This is a genomic window from Oerskovia jenensis, assembly GCF_016907235.1.
Lineage (GTDB): Bacteria > Actinomycetota > Actinomycetes > Actinomycetales > Cellulomonadaceae > Oerskovia > Oerskovia jenensis.
In genome coordinates, this window is the sequence record NZ_JAFBBO010000001.1 from 1,167,787 (window position 1) to 1,185,492 (window position 17,706).

13 protein-coding genes are annotated in these 17,706 nt (G+C 71.6%); 4 read left to right on the forward strand and 9 right to left on the reverse strand.

Annotated elements, in window-relative coordinates; all coding sequences use genetic code 11:
- Nucleotides 1-4: 4 nt before the first annotated feature.
- Nucleotides 5-886 carry a DUF3152 domain-containing protein gene (locus JOD49_RS05310; protein ID WP_205306268.1) on the reverse strand — a complete coding sequence of 294 codons (882 nt, stop codon included), beginning with the start codon at nucleotides 884-886 and terminating at the stop codon, nucleotides 5-7.
- A 222-nt stretch (nucleotides 887-1,108) separates the two neighbouring features.
- On the opposite strand from JOD49_RS05310, the gene JOD49_RS05315 reads away from it, so the two are divergent.
- Both JOD49_RS05315 and JOD49_RS05320 read left to right on the forward strand, forming a co-directional pair.
- Nucleotides 1,109-1,792 carry a TetR/AcrR family transcriptional regulator gene (locus tag JOD49_RS05315; protein WP_205306269.1) on the forward strand — a complete coding sequence of 228 codons (684 nt, stop codon included), beginning with the start codon at nucleotides 1,109-1,111 and terminating at the stop codon, nucleotides 1,790-1,792.
- Nucleotides 1,793-1,929: 137 nt separating this feature from the next.
- A complete protein-coding gene (locus tag JOD49_RS05320) occupies nucleotides 1,930-2,154 on the forward strand; it encodes a DUF3107 domain-containing protein (RefSeq protein ID WP_205306270.1) in 225 nt (74 codons plus the stop codon).
- A 119-nt stretch (nucleotides 2,155-2,273) separates the two neighbouring features.
- Here the strand turns inward: JOD49_RS05320 and JOD49_RS05325 are convergent, their stop codons facing one another.
- On the reverse strand, nucleotides 2,274-3,011 hold the full coding sequence (locus JOD49_RS05325; protein ID WP_205306271.1) for a ferritin-like fold-containing protein: 738 nt from the start codon (nucleotides 3,009-3,011) through the stop codon (nucleotides 2,274-2,276).
- Between the two features lie 419 nt (nucleotides 3,012-3,430).
- Here JOD49_RS05325 and JOD49_RS05330 point away from each other — a divergent pair, with 419 nt between their 5' ends.
- Both JOD49_RS05330 and JOD49_RS05335 read left to right on the forward strand, forming a co-directional pair.
- Entirely contained in the window at nucleotides 3,431-5,146 is a 1,716-nt protein-coding gene (locus JOD49_RS05330; RefSeq protein WP_372441226.1) for a DEAD/DEAH box helicase, read from the forward strand.
- Nucleotides 5,147-5,302: 156 nt separating this feature from the next.
- Nucleotides 5,303-5,785 (forward strand): VOC family protein, encoded by a 483-nt coding sequence (locus tag JOD49_RS05335; protein WP_205306272.1) that lies wholly within the window; start codon nucleotides 5,303-5,305, stop codon nucleotides 5,783-5,785.
- An 18-nt stretch (nucleotides 5,786-5,803) separates the two neighbouring features.
- On the opposite strand, the gene JOD49_RS05340 is transcribed toward JOD49_RS05335, so the two are convergent.
- The 7 genes from JOD49_RS05340 to JOD49_RS05370 form a co-directional block, all read right to left on the reverse strand.
- The gene (locus JOD49_RS05340) at nucleotides 5,804-7,585 is read right to left on the reverse strand and encodes a beta-N-acetylhexosaminidase (protein ID WP_205306273.1); all 1,782 of its coding nucleotides are present in this window, start codon (nucleotides 7,583-7,585) and stop codon (nucleotides 5,804-5,806) included.
- A gap of 220 nt (nucleotides 7,586-7,805) precedes the next feature.
- Nucleotides 7,806-8,096 carry a hypothetical protein gene (locus JOD49_RS05345; RefSeq protein WP_205306274.1) on the reverse strand — a complete coding sequence of 97 codons (291 nt, stop codon included), beginning with the start codon at nucleotides 8,094-8,096 and terminating at the stop codon, nucleotides 7,806-7,808.
- Nucleotides 8,097-8,323: 227 nt separating this feature from the next.
- A complete protein-coding gene (locus JOD49_RS05350) occupies nucleotides 8,324-8,518 on the reverse strand; it encodes a hypothetical protein (protein ID WP_205306275.1) in 195 nt (64 codons plus the stop codon).
- A 71-nt stretch (nucleotides 8,519-8,589) separates the two neighbouring features.
- A complete protein-coding gene (locus tag JOD49_RS05355; protein WP_205306276.1) occupies nucleotides 8,590-15,174 on the reverse strand; it encodes a DNRLRE domain-containing protein in 6,585 nt (2,194 codons plus the stop codon).
- A gap of 244 nt (nucleotides 15,175-15,418) precedes the next feature.
- Nucleotides 15,419-15,616 carry a DUF2283 domain-containing protein gene (locus JOD49_RS05360; protein WP_205306277.1) on the reverse strand — a complete coding sequence of 66 codons (198 nt, stop codon included), beginning with the start codon at nucleotides 15,614-15,616 and terminating at the stop codon, nucleotides 15,419-15,421.
- A gap of 490 nt (nucleotides 15,617-16,106) precedes the next feature.
- Nucleotides 16,107-16,733: a MarC family protein gene (locus JOD49_RS05365; RefSeq protein ID WP_191789373.1), complete on the reverse strand. Its 627-nt coding sequence runs from the start codon at nucleotides 16,731-16,733 to the stop codon at nucleotides 16,107-16,109.
- Nucleotides 16,734-16,752: 19 nt separating this feature from the next.
- Entirely contained in the window at nucleotides 16,753-17,592 is an 840-nt protein-coding gene (locus JOD49_RS05370; RefSeq protein ID WP_205306278.1) for a PHP domain-containing protein, read from the reverse strand.
- Nucleotides 17,593-17,706: the final 114 nt, after the last annotated feature.

Here is a 17,706-nt window from a genome sequence, read left to right on the forward strand (position 1 = left end):
ACGGCTAGAGGGTCGGCCACCCGTTCGGCAGGCAGCCCTCGGTCGACATCGACTGCTGGACCATGACGGGCGCGAGCGCACCGGGGGCCGGGCAGCTCACGTGCCGGTGACCCAGCACGTGCCCGACCTCGTGGTTCACCAGGTACTGCCGGTACAGCGGCAGGTCCGTGCCGAAGTCCGCCGCGCCGTCGACCCAGCGCGAGAAGTTCAGGATCGCGGCGCCCGTCACACCGCACGAGTACGTCCCCCCGGTCTGGAGCGGGGCGCACAGCCTGTCGGTGGTCGCCGGGCTCGCCAGGACGACGCGGATGTCCGCCTCACCACCGGTCCGGGCGAACGTCACCCCGTCCACGGCACTCCAGCCCCGCGGATCGTTGAGCGTCGCGAGCACCGCGGTCGCGAAGGTCTCGCCGTCGACCGGCAGCCCCTCCTCGACCTCGACGCGCACCCTCTTGACCGTCCCCGCCCCGGGCGCCGGCACCTCGGCCGGCACGATCACCACCGTGCCACCCAGATCCGGCACGACCTCCGACCCGACCAGACCGGAGCCCGCCTCGGCGACCCGTTCGAGGGTCAGCGGCAGCGTTCCCGGACCGTCGAGGCCGAGCTGCGGGTCACGGACCGAACGGCTCGCGGTGTCCTCGGAGCGCACGTCGACCGCGCCGTCCGTCCCCGGGGTCGCGCCTGTGGCGCCAGGACCCGTCGCCTCGGGCGCGGCCTGCTGCCCGACGGCGTCCCCTCCCCCGCTCTCCGGCGCACCGGAGGCCGCAGGAGCCACGGGCCCCGCCGGGGCACCGGGGACCAGGGAGCCCACCCCGAGGACCCCGGCCCCCAGCCCGCCCAGGACACCGACCACGACGAAGGCGGTCGCCGGACCACGCCGCATCCCGCGCCGACGCGCGCTCCCGAGCCGCGCCCGGGCGCGCGCACCACGCGGCGCACGTGGCGCCGTCGGGCCGGGAAAGGTCGCCTGACCTGCGACTTCACCACGATCCGGACCATCCCCCAGGGGGCCCCTCCAACCGTCGACGGGCGCTCCTGGTGCATTCACGTGTCCATGATCGCATCGCCGGCCACGCCACCTCTCCGCTGCCCGTACTATCGCCGCATGTCGGGGGTCACAGCGGAGCAGCGAAGCAGCGGGACCGTGCGCGCACGCATGCCCAGGGGCGAACGGCGGGCGCAGCTGCTCACCATCGCCGAACGCCTGTTCTCCGACCACGGCTACCACCACATCACCATGGACGACATCGCCGACGGCGCCGGGGTCAGCAAGCCCGTCCTCTACCGGCACTTCCCGTCCAAGCTCGACCTGTACCTCGCGCTCGTCGACCAGCAGGGCGTCGCCCTCGTGGCCTCGGTCCGCACCGTCCTCGCACCGTTCCGCTCCGCGGCGCCGGGCGTCTCCCCCGCGGACGTCGACGCCCTCGCCGTGGACGGGCTCGCCGTGATCGAGGCCATCGTGCGGGCCTACGTCGACTACGCCCGCACCGCCGGACCGTCCGCGGGTCTCCTGTTCGAGTCCGACGTCATGCGCGACCCGGGCGTCCGCGCCCGCGTGCTCGAACCCGACGAGGTCAACGCGCGCGAGTTCGCCCTCGTCCTCGGTCGGCTGACGTCGCTCACCGAGCACGAGGCGATCGTCGTCGCCCGCACCTGCACCGCGATCGCACGCAACGCAGCGGGAGAGGCCGCGCGCACGGGCACCGACGTGACCGACGAGGAACTCACCCGGCTCGTGCCTGCGCTCGCGTGGCGCGGGGTCCACGGGATGCTCCGCCGCGACCGCTGACGCCCGCCCGGCCCCCTCCCGCGCCGCCACCAGCGCGGGAGCACCCAGGGCGCTCGGGAATCTCGTTAGTATCGGAGGAGTTGTCGACAAGTGGCCGGCGGGATCACCCGCGGGCGACGCTCGCGAAGGAGAATCACGTGGAAGTCACCATCGGTGTGCAGAACCTGGCCCGCGAGCTCGTGATCGAGACGGAGGAGACCACGGAGACCGTGGCCGCCGCCGTCTCTGCGGCCCTGGCCGGCGGGCCGGCCCTCGAGCTGCTCGACTCGCGCGGACGCCGCGTCATCGTCCCGACGGCGTCGATCGGCTACGTCGAGATCGGCACCGAGGAGCAGCGTCGGGTGGGCTTCGGCTCGCTCTGACGACTCGCGCAGCACACGAGAGCGGGGCCCTGGCTGAGACAGCCGGGGCCCCGCTCTCGTCGTCTCACGGGCCGCGAGGCTGCGTGGACCGCTCAGGCCGCGAGGCTCTTCCGAACCGCTCAGGCCGCGAGGCCCAACCGACCCATACGGCGCGTGTGCTCCGCCGTGAGCTGTGAGAAGACCCAGGCCTGGCGGTCCGCTGCGGTGCCCGTCACGTCGGCAGGGCCGGGCGTCCCCGACTCGGTGCGGTGGCCTGCGCCGTCCGCGAGGAGCCGGCTCAGACCCTCGCGCTCGGCGAGCAGCGTCTGCACGAGCCCGAGCGCCTCGCCCACGAGTCGACGGCCCCACAGCGCGAGGCGCGACGCGAGCACCGGGTCCGCGGCGGCGGCGTCGGCGATGACGGTGGCCGAGCGCTCCGAGTCGACGCCGTCCGAGAGGATCTCCAGGACCAGGGCGCGCGACTGGTCGTCGAGCCCGTCCGCGGCGAGCCGGCAGAAGTCGTCGGCCACACCGTGCCCCACGTACCCCTTGAGGACTCCCTCCCACCACGTGCTCGACGGGGTGCGGTTCTCGAAGTCGTCGAAGATCCCGTCGAAGGCGCCCATCTCCGCCTCGGGGTCGCCGCCCAGGTCCGCGATGCGCTCCAGGACCCGCTCGTGCCGGGCCAGCATCTTGCCCGCGTGGCGCGAGAGCTGGTGGCGCTGGGCGAGGGTCGGCGCGTTCGCCGCATCGGCTGCCAGCCGCCCGAACGTCGCGAGCTCGGTGTACGCGATGAGACCCAGGAGGCCGATCACGTCGCGGTCGGTCGCGAGCCTGGCCGTACCGTCGGACAGGTCGTGGTGCTGAAGCTCGCTCATCCGGCCAGAATAGTCGAGCGGCCTCCACCGGCCACGACATGAAACATGACAAGACGGGTGATGACGGGTCCAGCGGGAGCAGTCCGATACTATGGGTGGGTACATCGGTTGCCCGGTCGTCCGAATCCCCCGGCCCCGGTGGGTGCTGAAGAGCCCCACCCCGTGCCGAAAGACTTGCGAACGACACTGCACGACGCCGACCTCGGTCGGTGCGCGCGGGCGGAACCGGGGTTCGCGCCTCACGGCCGACGACCCCCGACGACGTCCTCGCGGCGAATACCCACGATCGGCTGCCGGCCACTAGGCGCGAGAGACCGTACCTGCCTGGGACTTCCCGGAGCATCGTGGACCCGCCGAACCGTCGGGTCGATCACGCACGTGCGGCGCCTCGAGCCAGACATCAGAACCACGAGGCACCAGTGACCACCACCGAAACTCCCATCGAGCCCACCGAGCTCGACCTCCCCTCTGCCGAGACCCCTGCCGACGAAGCACAGGGCACGCTCTCCTCGACCATCCAGGCCAAGGACGTCTCCTTCGCGGACTTCGGCGTCCGCCCGGAGATCGTCGAGGCCCTGGCCGATGCGGGCATCACGCACCCGTTCCCCATCCAGGCCATGACCCTGCCGGTCGCGATGTCGGGGCACGACATCATCGGCCAGGCCAAGACCGGTACCGGCAAGACGCTCGGCTTCGGCGTCCCGCTCCTGCACCGCGTCGTCGCACCGGGCGAGGAGGGCTTCGACCAGCTCCCCGCGCCGGGCAAGCCGCAGGCCCTCGTCATCGTCCCGACCCGCGAGCTCGCCGTCCAGGTCGCCGGCGACCTCGAGGCCGCGTCGGCCAAGCGCAGCGTCCGCATCATCCAGCTCTACGGCGGCCGTGCGTACGAGCCGCAGATCGCGACGCTCAACGCGGGCGTCGAGGTCGTCGTCGGGACCCCGGGTCGCATGATCGACCTCATGAACCAGGGGCACCTCAACCTCACGCGCGCTCGCTGCGTCGTGCTCGACGAGGCCGACGAGATGCTCGACCTGGGCTTCCTGCCCGACGTCGAGAAGCTTCTCTCGCGCACGCCCGCCGCCCGCCACACCATGCTGTTCTCGGCGACCATGCCGGGCGCGGTCGTCTCGATGGCCCGCCGCTACATGACGCAGCCCACCCACATCCGGGCCAACGACCCGGACGACGGCGGCCAGACCGTCAAGAACATCAAGCAGGTCGTCTACCGCGCGCACGCGCTCGACAAGGTCGAGGTCCTCGCGCGCATCCTCCAGTCGGAGGGCCGCGGCCTGACGATCGTGTTCGCGCGCACCAAGCGCACGGCCGCCAAGGTGGCCGACGAGCTCGCCGACCGCGGCTTCGCGTCGGGCGCGATCCACGGCGACCTGGGCCAGGGCGCCCGCGAGCAGGCGCTGCGCGCCTTCCGCTCGGGCAAGATCGACGTCCTCGTCGCGACCGACGTCGCGGCCCGAGGCATCGACGTCGACGACGTCACGCACGTCGTGAACTACCAGTGCCCCGAGGACGAGAAGACCTACCTGCACCGCACGGGCCGTACGGGCCGCGCGGGCAACAAGGGCACGGCCGTCACGTTCGTCGACTGGGACGACGTGCCGCGCTGGGGCCTGATCAACAAGGCCCTGGACCTGAACATCCCGGAGCCCGTCGAGACGTACTCGACGTCCCCGCACCTGTACTCGGACCTCAACATCCCCCAGGGCACCAAGGGTCGCCTGCCCAAGTCCGCGCAGACGCGCGCGGGCCTGGACGCCGAGAAGCTCGAGGACCTGGGCGAGACCGGCAAGCGCGGCGGTGCGCCCTCCCGCGGTGGCCGTGACGCAGGCCGCGACGCGGGCCGTTCGGGCTTGAGCGACGCTGGTCGTTCGGGCAGCCGCGACAGCGGTCGCAGCGGGTCGCGCTCCGGCGGCCGCGAGGGTGGCCGCAGCGGTGAGGGCGCGCAGCGCTCCTCGGCCTCCGCAGGGTCCACCGACGCCACGCAGGCTCCGCGCGCCGAGGCTCCGTCCGCAGGGGTCTCGGGCGAGGGCGCTCCCGAGCGTCCGCGCCGCCAGCGCAACCGCCGCCGCACGCGCGGTGGGGCGTCGGACGCCTCCGGGGCACCGGCTTCGGCGGGATGATCCCCGACCACGTCGCCTGACCTGACGACGGGCCGTCGCTCCACGGAGCGGCGGCCCGCCGCCGTCTCCCGGGGCGGGCGGCGGTGCCGCGGGGTCGGCCCCTCGCCCGCAGACCTCGTCGGGGCACGTCCCGCGGGTCGGGTCTAGCGTGGGTCCATGGAACCTCGCGTCAGTCTGATCACCCTGGGGGTGCGCGACGTCGCCCGGGCGCGCGCCTTCTACGTCGACGGCCTGGGCTGGGAGCCGGTCAACGAGGTCCCGGACGAGGTCGTGTTCCTCCAGGTCGGTCACGGCCTGCTGCTCTCGCTGTGGCGCCGCGCCGACCTCCTCGAAGAGGCCGGCCCGGGCGTCCACGAGGCGCACCACGGCCCCGAGCATTCGCCGGGGCACGTCGCTCCCGTCGCGCTCGCGCACAACGTCGGCTCCCCCGCCGAGGTGGACGACGTCCTGGCGAGCGCGGTCGCCGCAGGAGGCTCCGTCGTCGTGCATGCGCAGGTACGCGTGTGGGGTGGCTACTCGGGGTACTTCGCGGACCCGGACGGATTCCGCTGGGAGGTCGCGCACAACCCGGGCCTCGTGGTGTCCGACGACGGTCGGGTCACCTTCACCGCTCCCGAGCCGGACCCGGGTGCCTGGTAGGGCCTGGCGTCGGTCTCCTCACGGGGTCCAGTCGACGTCCGAGACCTCGTTCCACCCGATGCCCGCCGCGGTCCAGCGTGGGGACACCTGGACGAGCCGGTCGCGGAAGTCCGGGTAGCTGCGGTCGGCCTGGTCGGACCACGCGACCTCGGCCGTCGCGGGCAGGCGCGGGAAGAGCATGAAGTCGGCGTACTGGTCGACGGGCACGAACACCTCGGGTCCGGACGGCGGGCCCGCGAGGCTGTCCGGGTAGGAGCGGTCCGACCAGAGCAGGACCTCGACGCCGGCCATGTCGGACTCGTCGGCCAGGGCACTCTTCCCGTCCGGCGAGGTGAGCTCGGTCGCGGGGTCCCAGTCGTACGCCTCCTCGAGCGTGATCTGCGCGGCCCACTCCAGGCCGTACGGGGTGTCCTGGTCGTACTTCATGTCGAGGTAGGTGCGGTCCGCCGGCGACATGATGAGCCGCGCGCCCAGGCCGAGGGCGTCCTGCACGTCGACCAGGTCGGCGTTGGTCGCCTCGCCGCCGATGATCGGGCGCAGCCGCTCCCCCACGCCCCAGTACTGGATGAGCGTGCCCGGCGGCAGCGCCTCGGCCGCGCCCCACTGGTGCCAGCCGATCACGGTCTTGCCGTGACCGGTCGCGATCTCGTTCGCGGCCTCGGCGTAGTTCTCGTACCAGCCGGGAGGGCTCGGTGCCTCGTCGCCGCCCAGGTGCAGGTACGGTCCGGGGTTCTGCCCCGCGACGGACGCGAGGACGGTCTGGAGGAACGCTTGGACGTTGCCCATGTTCTCGTCGCTCGAGCAGACCACGGGATTGTTGACCTCAGGCCCCCAGTACTGCGCCGTGGGCACGCCGTCGCACGTCAGCGAACCGAGCGACGCCTGGGCCGCGAGCGTGTGGCCGGGGCCGTCGATCTCCGGGACGACCGTCATGAACTTCTCGCCCGCGTAGGCGACGATCTCCGCGTACTCCTCGGCGGTGTAGTACCAGCGCTCGCCCTCGCCGCTGCCCGGCTCCCACCACTCCTGGGTCGTGGAGCCGATCTCGGTGAGCTGGGGCAGGGCGTCGACGGCGATGCGCCAGCCCTGGTCGTCCGTGAGGTGCAGGTGGAGCGCGTTGAGCTTGTAGGTCGACGCGTGGTCGATGAAGCGCTTGACGGACTCGACCGGGTAGAAGCGGCGGGCCACGTCGAGCATCGCACCCCGGTAGGCGAAGCGGGGCGCGTCGGTGATCGTGACGGCCGGGGCGGTCCAGCCGCTCGCGGGTGCATCCTGGACGGTGGTCGACTCGATCTCCGGCGGGAAGAGCTGGCGCAGCGTCTGGACGCCGCGGAACAGGCCGGGGGGCGCGGCCGCCTTCAGGACGACCTGGTCCTCGTCGACCGTGAGCTCGTACGCGTCGACCGCCGGGTCGTCGAGCGCACCGTTCCGGTCCCAGGCGACCTCGGCATCCGGGACGAGCTCCAGCCGGATCTCGCCCGCCGCGCCGTCGACGGCCGGGCCCAGCGGCAGCTCGAAGCCCGTCGCGGTGCCCAGGTACTCGGCGAGCTCCTCGCCCACGCCGTAGACCTCGGGCGCCATGACCTCGGGGGTGACCAGGGCGATCGTCGAGTCCGCGGTGAGGGCGAATCCCTCGCCCTCGCCGACGCTCACGTCGCTCGGCACGGGGACGAGTCCCAGGCCGAGCGACGGGACCGCGCTCTCCTCGGCCGTGCAGGCCGTGAGCAGCGTCGCGGCAAGGATCGTGGCGAGGACCCCCGCGGTGAGGGCGGCGGGTCGACGGCGACCTGGCGAGTTCATCAGCACTCCTTCGTAACTCATGACCGGAGAAGGCTCGCCCGCTCCTGACGTCCACCCTAGGGGCGACCAGGGGTGCGGCGACGCGGGTCAGCCGTCTCGATGAGGTAACGAATCGGGTGGAATCGGTCTCACGATGGCCGGCAGGCGAGAGGCCGGGCCCCAGATCTCGACGGAGGCGAGCGACGCCTCGACCCGGCGAGACTCCTCGAAGAAGGCGCCTTCATATGCCGCCTCTCTCGACGTACTCCGCCACCGTGATCCCGACGTTCCACTCGTCAGGCGATCGTTCCGCCTGGTCCACGGTTTGCCACACCACGACGTCGGGGTGCTGGATCGCCAGCTCGAAAGGCCGCCCGGCCTCTGGCTTTCCGCGCAGGCCAGATGCGTGCATGAGGCGACGCGCCTCGGCGCGAGATGTCGTGAACACCGCCGCACCGGCCGGGAGAACGTTCGCCTCGGCGCGGTTGGTGGTGATCACCGTCGTCAAGCAGGTGTAGACGCGGTACCTCACGCATGTCTCCTGTCGTCAATCGTCGGATGCGCGCAGTTCACGAAGGCCAGCAGAGCATTGCGTCAGCACCACGAACGCCGCGGGAGTCGACACGAGCCATCGCCAGAGTGCACTGGAAGTCCCCCCTCGAGAAAGCGGAACATGTCAAGAGCCGACCCGAGTCAGTCCAGGAAGTGGGTGATCACTCCGACTCATCCGTGCGAACCGCCATAATGCGGGCCCGCGTATCAGCGCTTTCCTCCGTCAGGGTTGTCGATGACTACGGTAAAGCTAGGCTGAAGTTCATCATCGTCACCCCAAGTCAATTCATATGTAATAGCAACGACGCTCAAGAGGGGGGGTGCGAGTTTGCGAAGCTCCGCCGCGAGCCGCTCAAGCAACATGGGCAGATCTTTGCTGTCGGGCCCATCGGGCATGGCCATCGTGAAATGTAGACTTGGGAAAAGATTGAGCTCATAATTGTCATGCATGGTTTGCGTCCGCTCGAGAGTAGTTACCGGAACAAGTTGCGCGCGCCGCCGCCAGCCCCCAAACCTCCCAATCCGCCCGCGCCGCCTCGCCCGCTGCCGAAGCCGCCGCCGCGGAACTGCAGGGTGGTTTTGGGTCCATTCTTCCCTCGTGAGCCCCCTGAACTCTGACTCTTACCTCTTTCGGCCCGCTTTTGGACGTTGGCCGATCCTGAGATTTTGTCATTGTACTTCTTCTTTTGCTTGTAAGCGGCATAGTCTGAGCGGCTGTAGCTCCCAACCCCCGCGGCCTTAAGCGCTGCCGCTTTTGCTTCTGCGTCGGTGTAGGCGCGGGGCGATGAGCGCTGCTTGCCGCTCCGGAGTCCAGAAATGTCATTCTTAGAAATTGGGTCTTGCGGGTAGGCGTAGGCGGTGGTGTTGCCACCCTCGACCGGGTCGACGCTCGTGAAGAGCCCGCTGCCCGGGTTGTAGAGCCGGGCCCCCATGAGGGTCAGCCCAGTGGAGTCGAGAGCTCGCTCCTTGGCACCGAGCCAACCGTAGTTCACGGCCCCGGTCTGGTTCACGTTCGCGAGCACGTTGCCGTACTCGTCGTAGGCGCCCACGGAGCCGATCTGCAGTGCCTGCCCGGCAGCCGGGATCGCGACCTGCGTCGCGACCGACCCCAACGGGTCCGCGAGCGTCAAGGAGGCGACATCCCCGGTGATCTCGACCCCCAGGTCACCGCCGAGCGACGCCCCGAACCAGGTCGTGACCGGCGTACCCGTGCCTGTGGTCTTGACCGCGTACCCGGGGTTGTCGGACGTGTCGGTGTAGTGCCGCACCAGCGTGCCCGCCCCGGTGCCCGTCGTGGTGGCGGTCGCCCGCCGACCCGCGGGGTCGAGCGCGTACGTGGTCGTCTGCCCGTTCTGGGTCAGGGACCTCGCGGCGTCGGTGTCGTAGTAGCCGACCGTCAGGTCACCAGCGCCCACTCCCTGCGGGGAGTCGACTGCGGGCATGTTGGTCTGGCGACCGAGCTGGTCGTAGACGTACCCCGTCCCCGACGCGGCGCCGTTGACGGTCGCGCCCGACTGGACACGGTCGGCCCGGTCGAACGCCCAGGTCTTGGTCGTCGTCGCGGTGGTTGGCGAGTCGCAGGCCGCGCCACGCGTCGCGCTGGTCTGGTTCAGGCGGTTGCCGCGCTCGTCGAAACCGTAGGTCCGGGTCGTGCAGGTCGCGTCCGACGTGTCCTCGACCCCGACGAGCCGCTCGGCGCGGTCGAAGGCGTACTTCTGCACCCGCTCGCGGCCCGACGGCGCGGTGCTCGTCGTGCTCGTGGTCCGCCCCAGGACGTCCGACACGAGGTCCCAGGACAGGAGCGAGACCTCGGCGCTCCCCACGGGCGAGGTGTAGTCGAGCCCCGTGACCTCACCGGCCCGGTCGTACGTCACGCGCTGCGTGGCGCGACCCAGGAGGGACTGGCTGACCATCGAGCCGGTCGCGTCGTATGTCGCCGTGAAGGTCCCGGTCCCGGGGATCGTGACCGACGTCGGGAAGCCCCGGTGCTCGGTGTCCGAGTCGTAGCCGTACTGGACGGTGCGGAGCGGGTCCGCGACCGTGGCCACGCGCCCCGCGGCGTCGAACGTCGTGGTCGTCGTGGCGCCGTCCGCGGCCTTGTAGGTCGTGCCGCGACCCCACCTGTCGTACCCGGTCTCGATGCGCGCGGTCTCGTTGCCCGCGGCGTCGAGCGACGCCACCGCAGAGGCGAGGCCCGTGGCCGGATCGTAAACCGTGCGGGTGTCCGCGACGGGCGTCGAACCGGCCAGCCCCGTCGCCGCGGTGCGGGCGAGGGTAGGGCGACCTGCGGCGTCGTACTCCGTGGTCGAGGTGCGTGTCGCTCCACCGTGCGTCTCGACGGCCTCGCGCACCGCGAGGTACATCGAGTAGCGGGTCGTGCTCTCGACTGGCAGCGTCGTGGCGCTCTCCGCGGTGCGCGTCGCGCACGGGAGCCCTGCCCACTCGGGCTTGGCGCCGCACGCAGCGAACACGCCGGTCTGCGCTCCTGCCGTGTAGTAGCCCGAGAGCTTCGTGCCCGTGTCGCTCCCGTTCGAACCGGGTCGGCGGGCCTCGACGACCTTGCCCTCGGCGTCGTACCGGGTGCTCGCGACGATGTCCGCCACCCCGGCGCCCATGACGGTCGTCGCGCGCGTGGCCTGCCCGAGGTACCAGCCCGAGGTCGGGTCGGTCGTGGGCTTGCCGTCGATCGCGTCGTACCCTGCGCTGGCCTGCGACACGACCGGCTCGCCGGTCGCGACCGGGACGGTGACGTCGGCGGATCCCGTGAGGTCACTGGCCTCGGTCACGGTCGTGGTGGTGGGCAGGCGGTAAGCCAGGCCGGTCTTGGGGTTGACGCCGGAGTTGGGCGCGCCCTCGTCGTAATCAGTGCGCGTGTGCTTGCGCACCAACCCGTTGTTGGTCTCGCGCGCGGGCTCCCACACGTCGGTCACGAGAGTGCCCGCCGGGGTGAGGACCGTACCCGCGGCGATGGTGCCGCCGTCGTGCGTGATCGCGGCGGGCGCCGTGATGTCGGCGTTGTAGCGCGTGATGGTCGCGTACGAGTCGACCACCGCGGCCGAGGGGGCGCCCGTGGTCGCGATCGACCGCAGCTGCGCCGTGGCGCGCTGGTCGAGCTGGTGGATCACCCGGCCGCCCGCGTCGAAGCGGTCGGCGGTGACCTGCCAGTCCCCGGCACCGTGCGCAGCGGTGTTGACCACGCGGCCGTCGGCGTCGGTGTACTGCAGGTCGGCGAACGGCCAGTCGGCGGCCGCGACGTCACCTGGCGAAGACCCCGCGACCTGCTGGCGGTCGGCCGAGAACACGGCCGCACCGTACGTCGGCGCCTTGGGCTGCCCCCAGGCCGCCACGTCGGCGGCCTTGAGCGCGGGCAGCGCGGTGTTCGTCGCACCCGGGTCGATCCCGTAGACGAACCGGGCCAGACGCGTCGCGTTGCCACCGGCCGTGGCCGGTGCCCGGTCCACGGTGAGCAGCGCCGAGGTGTCCTGCGAGGAGGTCCCGTAGGCGAGCGTGATCGGCGCGAGCCCAGACGGTGTGACCTTGGTCAGGAGAGGCTGGCCCGAGGTCGAGGTACCCGCGTACTCGTATGCGGCACTCAGCCCGTTGCGCGGGTCGTTCACCTTCGCGAGGCGCTTGGCGGCGTCGTACGCGTAGGTCGCGACGACCACGGAGTCCATGCCCGCTCCCCCGGCCTTGTCCGGGTTGAACGCCTCGTAGCTCACGGACTTGACCTGACCCGCGACCTCGGGGCCCGCCGTCGTCGTGCCGTAGGAGATCGAGATGGCCCGGCAGCCGGGGTTGAGCGGGCCCGTCGCTGGGCACGAGACCCCGGGCGGCACGGGCGCGAGGATGCGCGTGATGTTCTTGGTCGCGGCGTCCCGCGTGAACGTCGTCTTCCCGGCCGCGCCCGGCTCGGTGACCGAGGTCGGCAGCCAGATCCGCTTGCCGCCCACCGCGTCGGAGAACGTGAACGTCGTGACGGTCCCGTCGTCCTGCGTGAACGTGAGGGTCGCGGACGACCCGGCGCCGGCCAGCGCCAGCTTGGCGCCGCTCGTGGTGGTGTCCTCGTCGGCGGGCGTGTACTCACCGATCTTCATCGCGACCTGCGTGCCGCCCGGCTGGCGGAACACCATGGCGCCTCCCTCGCCGTCGACGAGCGAGACGGTGCCGTCGACGTCGGTGCCGTCCACGACCTCGAAGCCCGCGATGCCGATGTCCGTGCCGTCGAACGAGGCTCGCCACCCAGGGCCGAAGACCGAGGTGTCGTCGGTGCCTGCCTGCGACGAGTAGGTGCGCGAGAGCGAGAGGTCGCCCACGTACCCGGGGACCGAGACGTCGGTCGCCGAGGTGTTGAACTCACCGGTCCACAGGGCTACCTGGCCGGGACCGGCCTCGGCCGTCGGGTAGCTGTCGCCGAACGCGTGCGGCACGCGGACCACGCTCGAGCGTCCCGCGGGGTCGTTGGTCCAGGTGCAGCGCACTGCTCCGGTCGCGGAGTAGGTGAAGCAGACCTGCGTGTCGAGCAAGAGCGGCACACGGTCCTTGCCGATGCTCTTCGCGGCGGACGCGGCGGACCAGTCGGTCTTCACGGCCGCCTCGGCGCCCGCGGCGATGGCGGGCAGGTCCTTGGCCTTGGTCCAGCCCGTGGTCGAGCCCTTGGCCGGGTCGAAGTCCGTCGGCTCAGCGCTCCCGGCAACTCGCCACCAGATCGACGGGGTGACCGTCCCCCCGCCCGCAGGCGGTGCGCTCGCCTTGACCTGGAAGGCGTCGGTCGACTTCAGGCCCGACGACGGGGCTGCGAGTGCCACGCCTCCCGCGCCGAAGCTGAACGTGCTCACGGGCGAGGCCCAGCCGGCCTTGTCGATCGCGCGCACGGCGAACGTGTGCCCGCCGCTCGTGGGGTTCCACGCGAGCGTCGCGGTCGGGGTCGCGCCCGATGCCGCGACCTGCGTCCAGGCGCCGCCGTCGAGCGAGTACTCGAAGGAGGGCACGTCGGTCGCGGTCGTGGAGAAGGTGAACGTGTTCTCTGCCGGGACGGCGTCCTTCCACTGCCCGTCGGTGTAGCCGCTCGCGGTGAGCGCCGGCTTCGCGGGGGCCGTCGTGTCGACGACGAACGTCCAGGGCTGCATCACCCGGGAGAGCTGTGTGCCGTCGTCGGCCCAGACCTGTTGCGTGTACGTCCCGCCCTCGGTGAGCGCCGGGGTGCTCGCTGAGGGCGTGAAGACGGACTTCGCGCCGGACGCGACGGTGGTCCCGGCGACCTTGTCCCACACGGGCGTCGTGCCCGAGAGCATGCTGAAGCGCCCGGTGACCTGCCCGCCGTCGGGGTCGGTCACCTTGGCCGACAGCGTGGGCTTGGCCGTCTTCATGTAGAGGTGCTTGGTCCCTGCGGGGTCGCGGTACCACTGGAACTGCCCGCCACCGAGGTAGGCGTGCGACGGGGTGTCGGGCTGGCCGCCGTAGGTGACCACGATCGTCGGCTTGCCCGTGGCGGCGTTGGTCGAGTTGAACCGCTTCCAGCCGAGCTTGTCCGTCTCCGACGTCGAGCGCAGACCTAGGCCCTGCACGACGGGCGCGTTGTCCGCCCACGCCTGGGCGAGGTTCTTGATGTCGACCTCGGCCCACCCGTCGGCGCACGGCGTCGAGTGGCCCTTGGTCACCGTCGAGGTCGCGTACTTGGTGCCCCAGGCGGGCTGCTTGGTCCAGACCGTCGTGCCGTCGGCGAGCCCCGTGGACCACACCTCCCACGAACGCGGGGTGCACGAGTACGAGTGGAACATCCACAGGTTGAGCGAGGCCGCGGTGATCTTCTTGCCCTTGATGGCACCCGTGTTCACGTTCATGAACGAGCGCGCGACCACGGTGCCGTTCCACGTGCCGACACGGAGCTCGACGTCGTTGGACTGCTCGAGGGTCGCATCGGTCTGCACCCGGGTGTCCCAGGGCAGCGCCAGGTTGACCGCGGGGTCGATGACCACGGGGTAGACGACGTCCTCACTCGCGAGGAACTCTGCTCCGGGGGTCAGCGTGAGCTGCGCCGCGGAGTCCTGCGTAGTGACCGTCGTCGGCACCTCGGCGACGACACCCAGGTCGGCGGGCGCGGCCTTCTGCTCGGACTCACCGGAGTCAGTGTCGGCCTCGGCGTCCGGCTCCTCCTTCTCGAGCGCTTCGAGCTCGGCGAGCGCCCCGGCCCACAGCGGCGCCTCGTCCTCGATCGACCACTTCTCGGTCACCGGGTGGGCGAGCTGCTCGTCGTACGTCGCGTCCCACATGAGCGGGTCGGCGACCGTCGCGGCCACCTCGCCGCTCGGCGTCGTCAGGTCCACGATGCCCTCGGCGCCCTCCGCGGCCGTCGCTCCCTCGGCCGAGAGCCCGACCGGGAGCCCGAGGGCCGCCGGGTCGGCGGGGGCCTCGTGCAGGACGAAGAACTGCTCGACCCCGCTGCCCGTCACGTCGACGACCATGTCGATCCCGGGCCCGACGCCCACGTAGGTCGCGCGCGGGCCGCTGATCGTGGGCTTGGGCAGGTCTCCTGGGTAGGTGAGCTCGCTGGTCACGCCGGTCACGGGGTCGGTCAGGGTCGCGACGACCGAGTCGCCCTCGGCGTCCGGGGCGCCGCCACCCGAGAGCGTCACGGCCCCCGGGTGCGCGACGGGGCGCAGCAGCCCGTCCTGCGAATCGCGCAGGTCTGCGTCGAGCGGAGCCCAGTCGTCCTCCGTGGTCCCGTCACCACCCGTGCGGACCCACACGGGAGACAGCGACATCGCGGTCTGCCAGGTGCCGTCGGGCAGCGCGAACGTCGACGAGGACTCGGTGCGCTGCGACAGGTCCTCGACCCGGTCGTCCGCCAGGCGAGCGTTCACCATGGCCGAGGCGCCGTCCGGCGCGGTGCGGGGAACGGGCGCCGCAGCGGGCGCCGCAGCGGCTGCCGGAGCAGCCGGTTCGGCGGCCGCCGCCGGCAGGCCCACCGAACCGACGGCCACCGCGACGAGCCCGGCCGTGGTCGCGACACCCGCCCGCCACGCACCGGGCACTCCAGAGAAGGACACGAGAAAGGCCACGGCCAGTGCTCCACACGCCGGGGCTCCGGCGCACGCCGGAAGCCACCCCAGACCACGCCCCCTGCGGGCAGGCCCTCTCACTGGCGGGAAGCCGGTTCGAGTGTGAGGAGGCTATGTCACATATCTGACGTTACGGTCGTTTTGTTCATACTGGTCTCACGGGACGCATCCGGCGAACCGGCAGCCCTCCCGTCCCGGCGTGCGCTCCGCGCCGACGGCGCGGTCGGCCGAGAGCCTGGTCAGATCAGTCGCCTGCGCCGTCCAGCAAGCTCCGGTAGCCGATGAGCTCGATTCCCACCAGGCGCCCGTCCGCGTCGAGGTCGAGGACGACCTCCCCCGACAGTCGCGCGTCCTCCACGACGATCTGCCGTACCGCGGCCCCTTCAGCGATGGGCTGCAGCGTGATGTACGCAGCGTCCACCTCTGGGTCGATCTCGATCATGTCTCCTCCATGTCTCGCCCTTCACGCGGATGGAATCGCGCGAGCGTGTCGAGCATCCACTCCCCCTGCCCTTCGGTTGCTCGAGCCGTGAGAACACCTCGTCGTGCACGCCGATGGCATCCAGGGCTCTCAGCCGCGCGGCCCGGTCACCTCTCAGGTCGACGAGGTGCTCGACATAGGCCCGCGCGAGCTCCGGGACGCCCATCGCCTCGTAGTCGGTCCGATCGCCCCAGGCGTCGAGCCAGGCGGCCGCCTCGTCAGCCGCTCCCACGACGTCGTCGTCCATGTTCCTGTCCCCCTCTACCGGGCGGGCAACCCGACGAACCCGCCCCGACCCGGCGCACTCGCCGACGTGAGAGGGGACATTACCCCCAGATGCCCCACGCCCCCCACGCGGGTCCGCAGCGCCCGCACCTCGGGGAGCGACGTCGTCGGGCATGACGACGCCCGCGAGACCGGGTGGTCTCGCGGGCGTGTCGACGAGAGGCGGCTAGTTCGCCATCTGCACGAACGCCGTGACGGCGTCCGCGACGAGCTGCACCGCGATGGCCGCGAGGAGCAGGCCCGCGATGCGGGTCACGAGGATCGTGCCCGAGTCGCCCAGGACGCGGTGGATGACGTTCGCGAAGCGCATCGCCAGGAACAGCGTGAGGTGCACGGCGACGACGCCGGCCGCGATCGCGACCCAGTCCGCGGCGGACCCGTCGGCGCGCTGGACGAAGACCATGGTCGCGACGATCGCACCGGGCCCGGCCAGGAGCGGGGTGCCGAGCGGGACGAGGGCGACGTTGACGCCCTTGTTGCCCGACGGCGTCGGCTCCTCCATCTTGCCTGTCAGCAGCTCCATCGCGACCAGCAGGAGCAGCAGGCCGCCGGACGCCTTGAGCGCCGGGAGCGAGATGCCCATGTAGTTGAGGATCTGCTGGCCGAAGACCGCGAACGACACGATCACGCCGAACGCGACGAGGATCGCCGTCCGGGCTGCCTGGTTGCGTTGCTTGGCGCCCATGGCGCTGGTCAGTCCCAGGAAGATGGGGACCGTCCCGGGAGGGTCCATGATCACGAACAGCGTGATGAACACCTCGGTGAAGAGGCGCAGGTCCATGATGTCGTTCACGACACCACCGCCCGCGCCGTCATCGGATCACGTCCAACGTGCCTAGCTCCTCGATCGTCTCCAGCACTCGTGGTGCTGTCGTGTTCTCGCCGAGCCGGTTCGGTTTGCCGGCCCCGTGGTAGTCGCTCGAACCCGTCACGAGCAGGCCCAGGGTGTGGGCGATGTCCTCGAGGCGGGCAACTTGCTGTGCGCTGTGGTCGCGGTGGTGCACCTCGAGCCCCAGCAGTCCTGCGTCGGCCATCTGCTCGATGACCACGTCCGGCACCACGCGTCCTCGTCCGTCGGCGCCCGGGTGGGCGAAGACGGGCACGCCGCCCGCCGCGCGCACGGCGCGCACGGCGTCCAGGACGTCGGGTGCGTAGTGCGGCACGTAGTAACCGGTGCCGGGGTGCAGGATCGTGGCGAATGCCGCCGAGCGGTCGCTGACCTGGCCGGTGGCCACCAGGGCGTCCGCGATGTGCGGCCGCCCGATCGTGGTCCCCTCCTGCGTCTGCGACAGGACATCTTCCCACGTGAGCGGGTAGTCCTCGCCGATCCGCTCGACCATGCGCCGCGCGCGCGAGATGCGGTCCTCGCGCGTGCGCTCGGTCTCGGCCAGGAGGTCGGGGTGGGTGGGGTCGTGCAGGTAGCTCAGGAGGTGCACCGAGACGTGCCCGGCGCGGGCCGAGATCTCTGCGCCCCGCACCAGCGCGATGCCGTTGCGGGTGGCCGCTCGCGCGGCGTCGGCCCAGCCGGCCGTCGTGTCGTGGTCGGTCAGGGCGACGACGTCGAGCCCTGCGGCGGCTGCGTCCGCCACGACGCGCGCCGGAGCATCGGTCCCGTCGGACGCCGTGGAGTGGGTGTGGAGGTCGATGCGCACGGTCTCAGGATAGTGAGGGCGCGCGTCGCGGCCCGGCAGGGCGGGCCCGACGGCGGCGCTCGCCCGGGTGGACGCGTCCGGGCGCCCGTCCACCGGGGCTGGGCCGACGGTCTG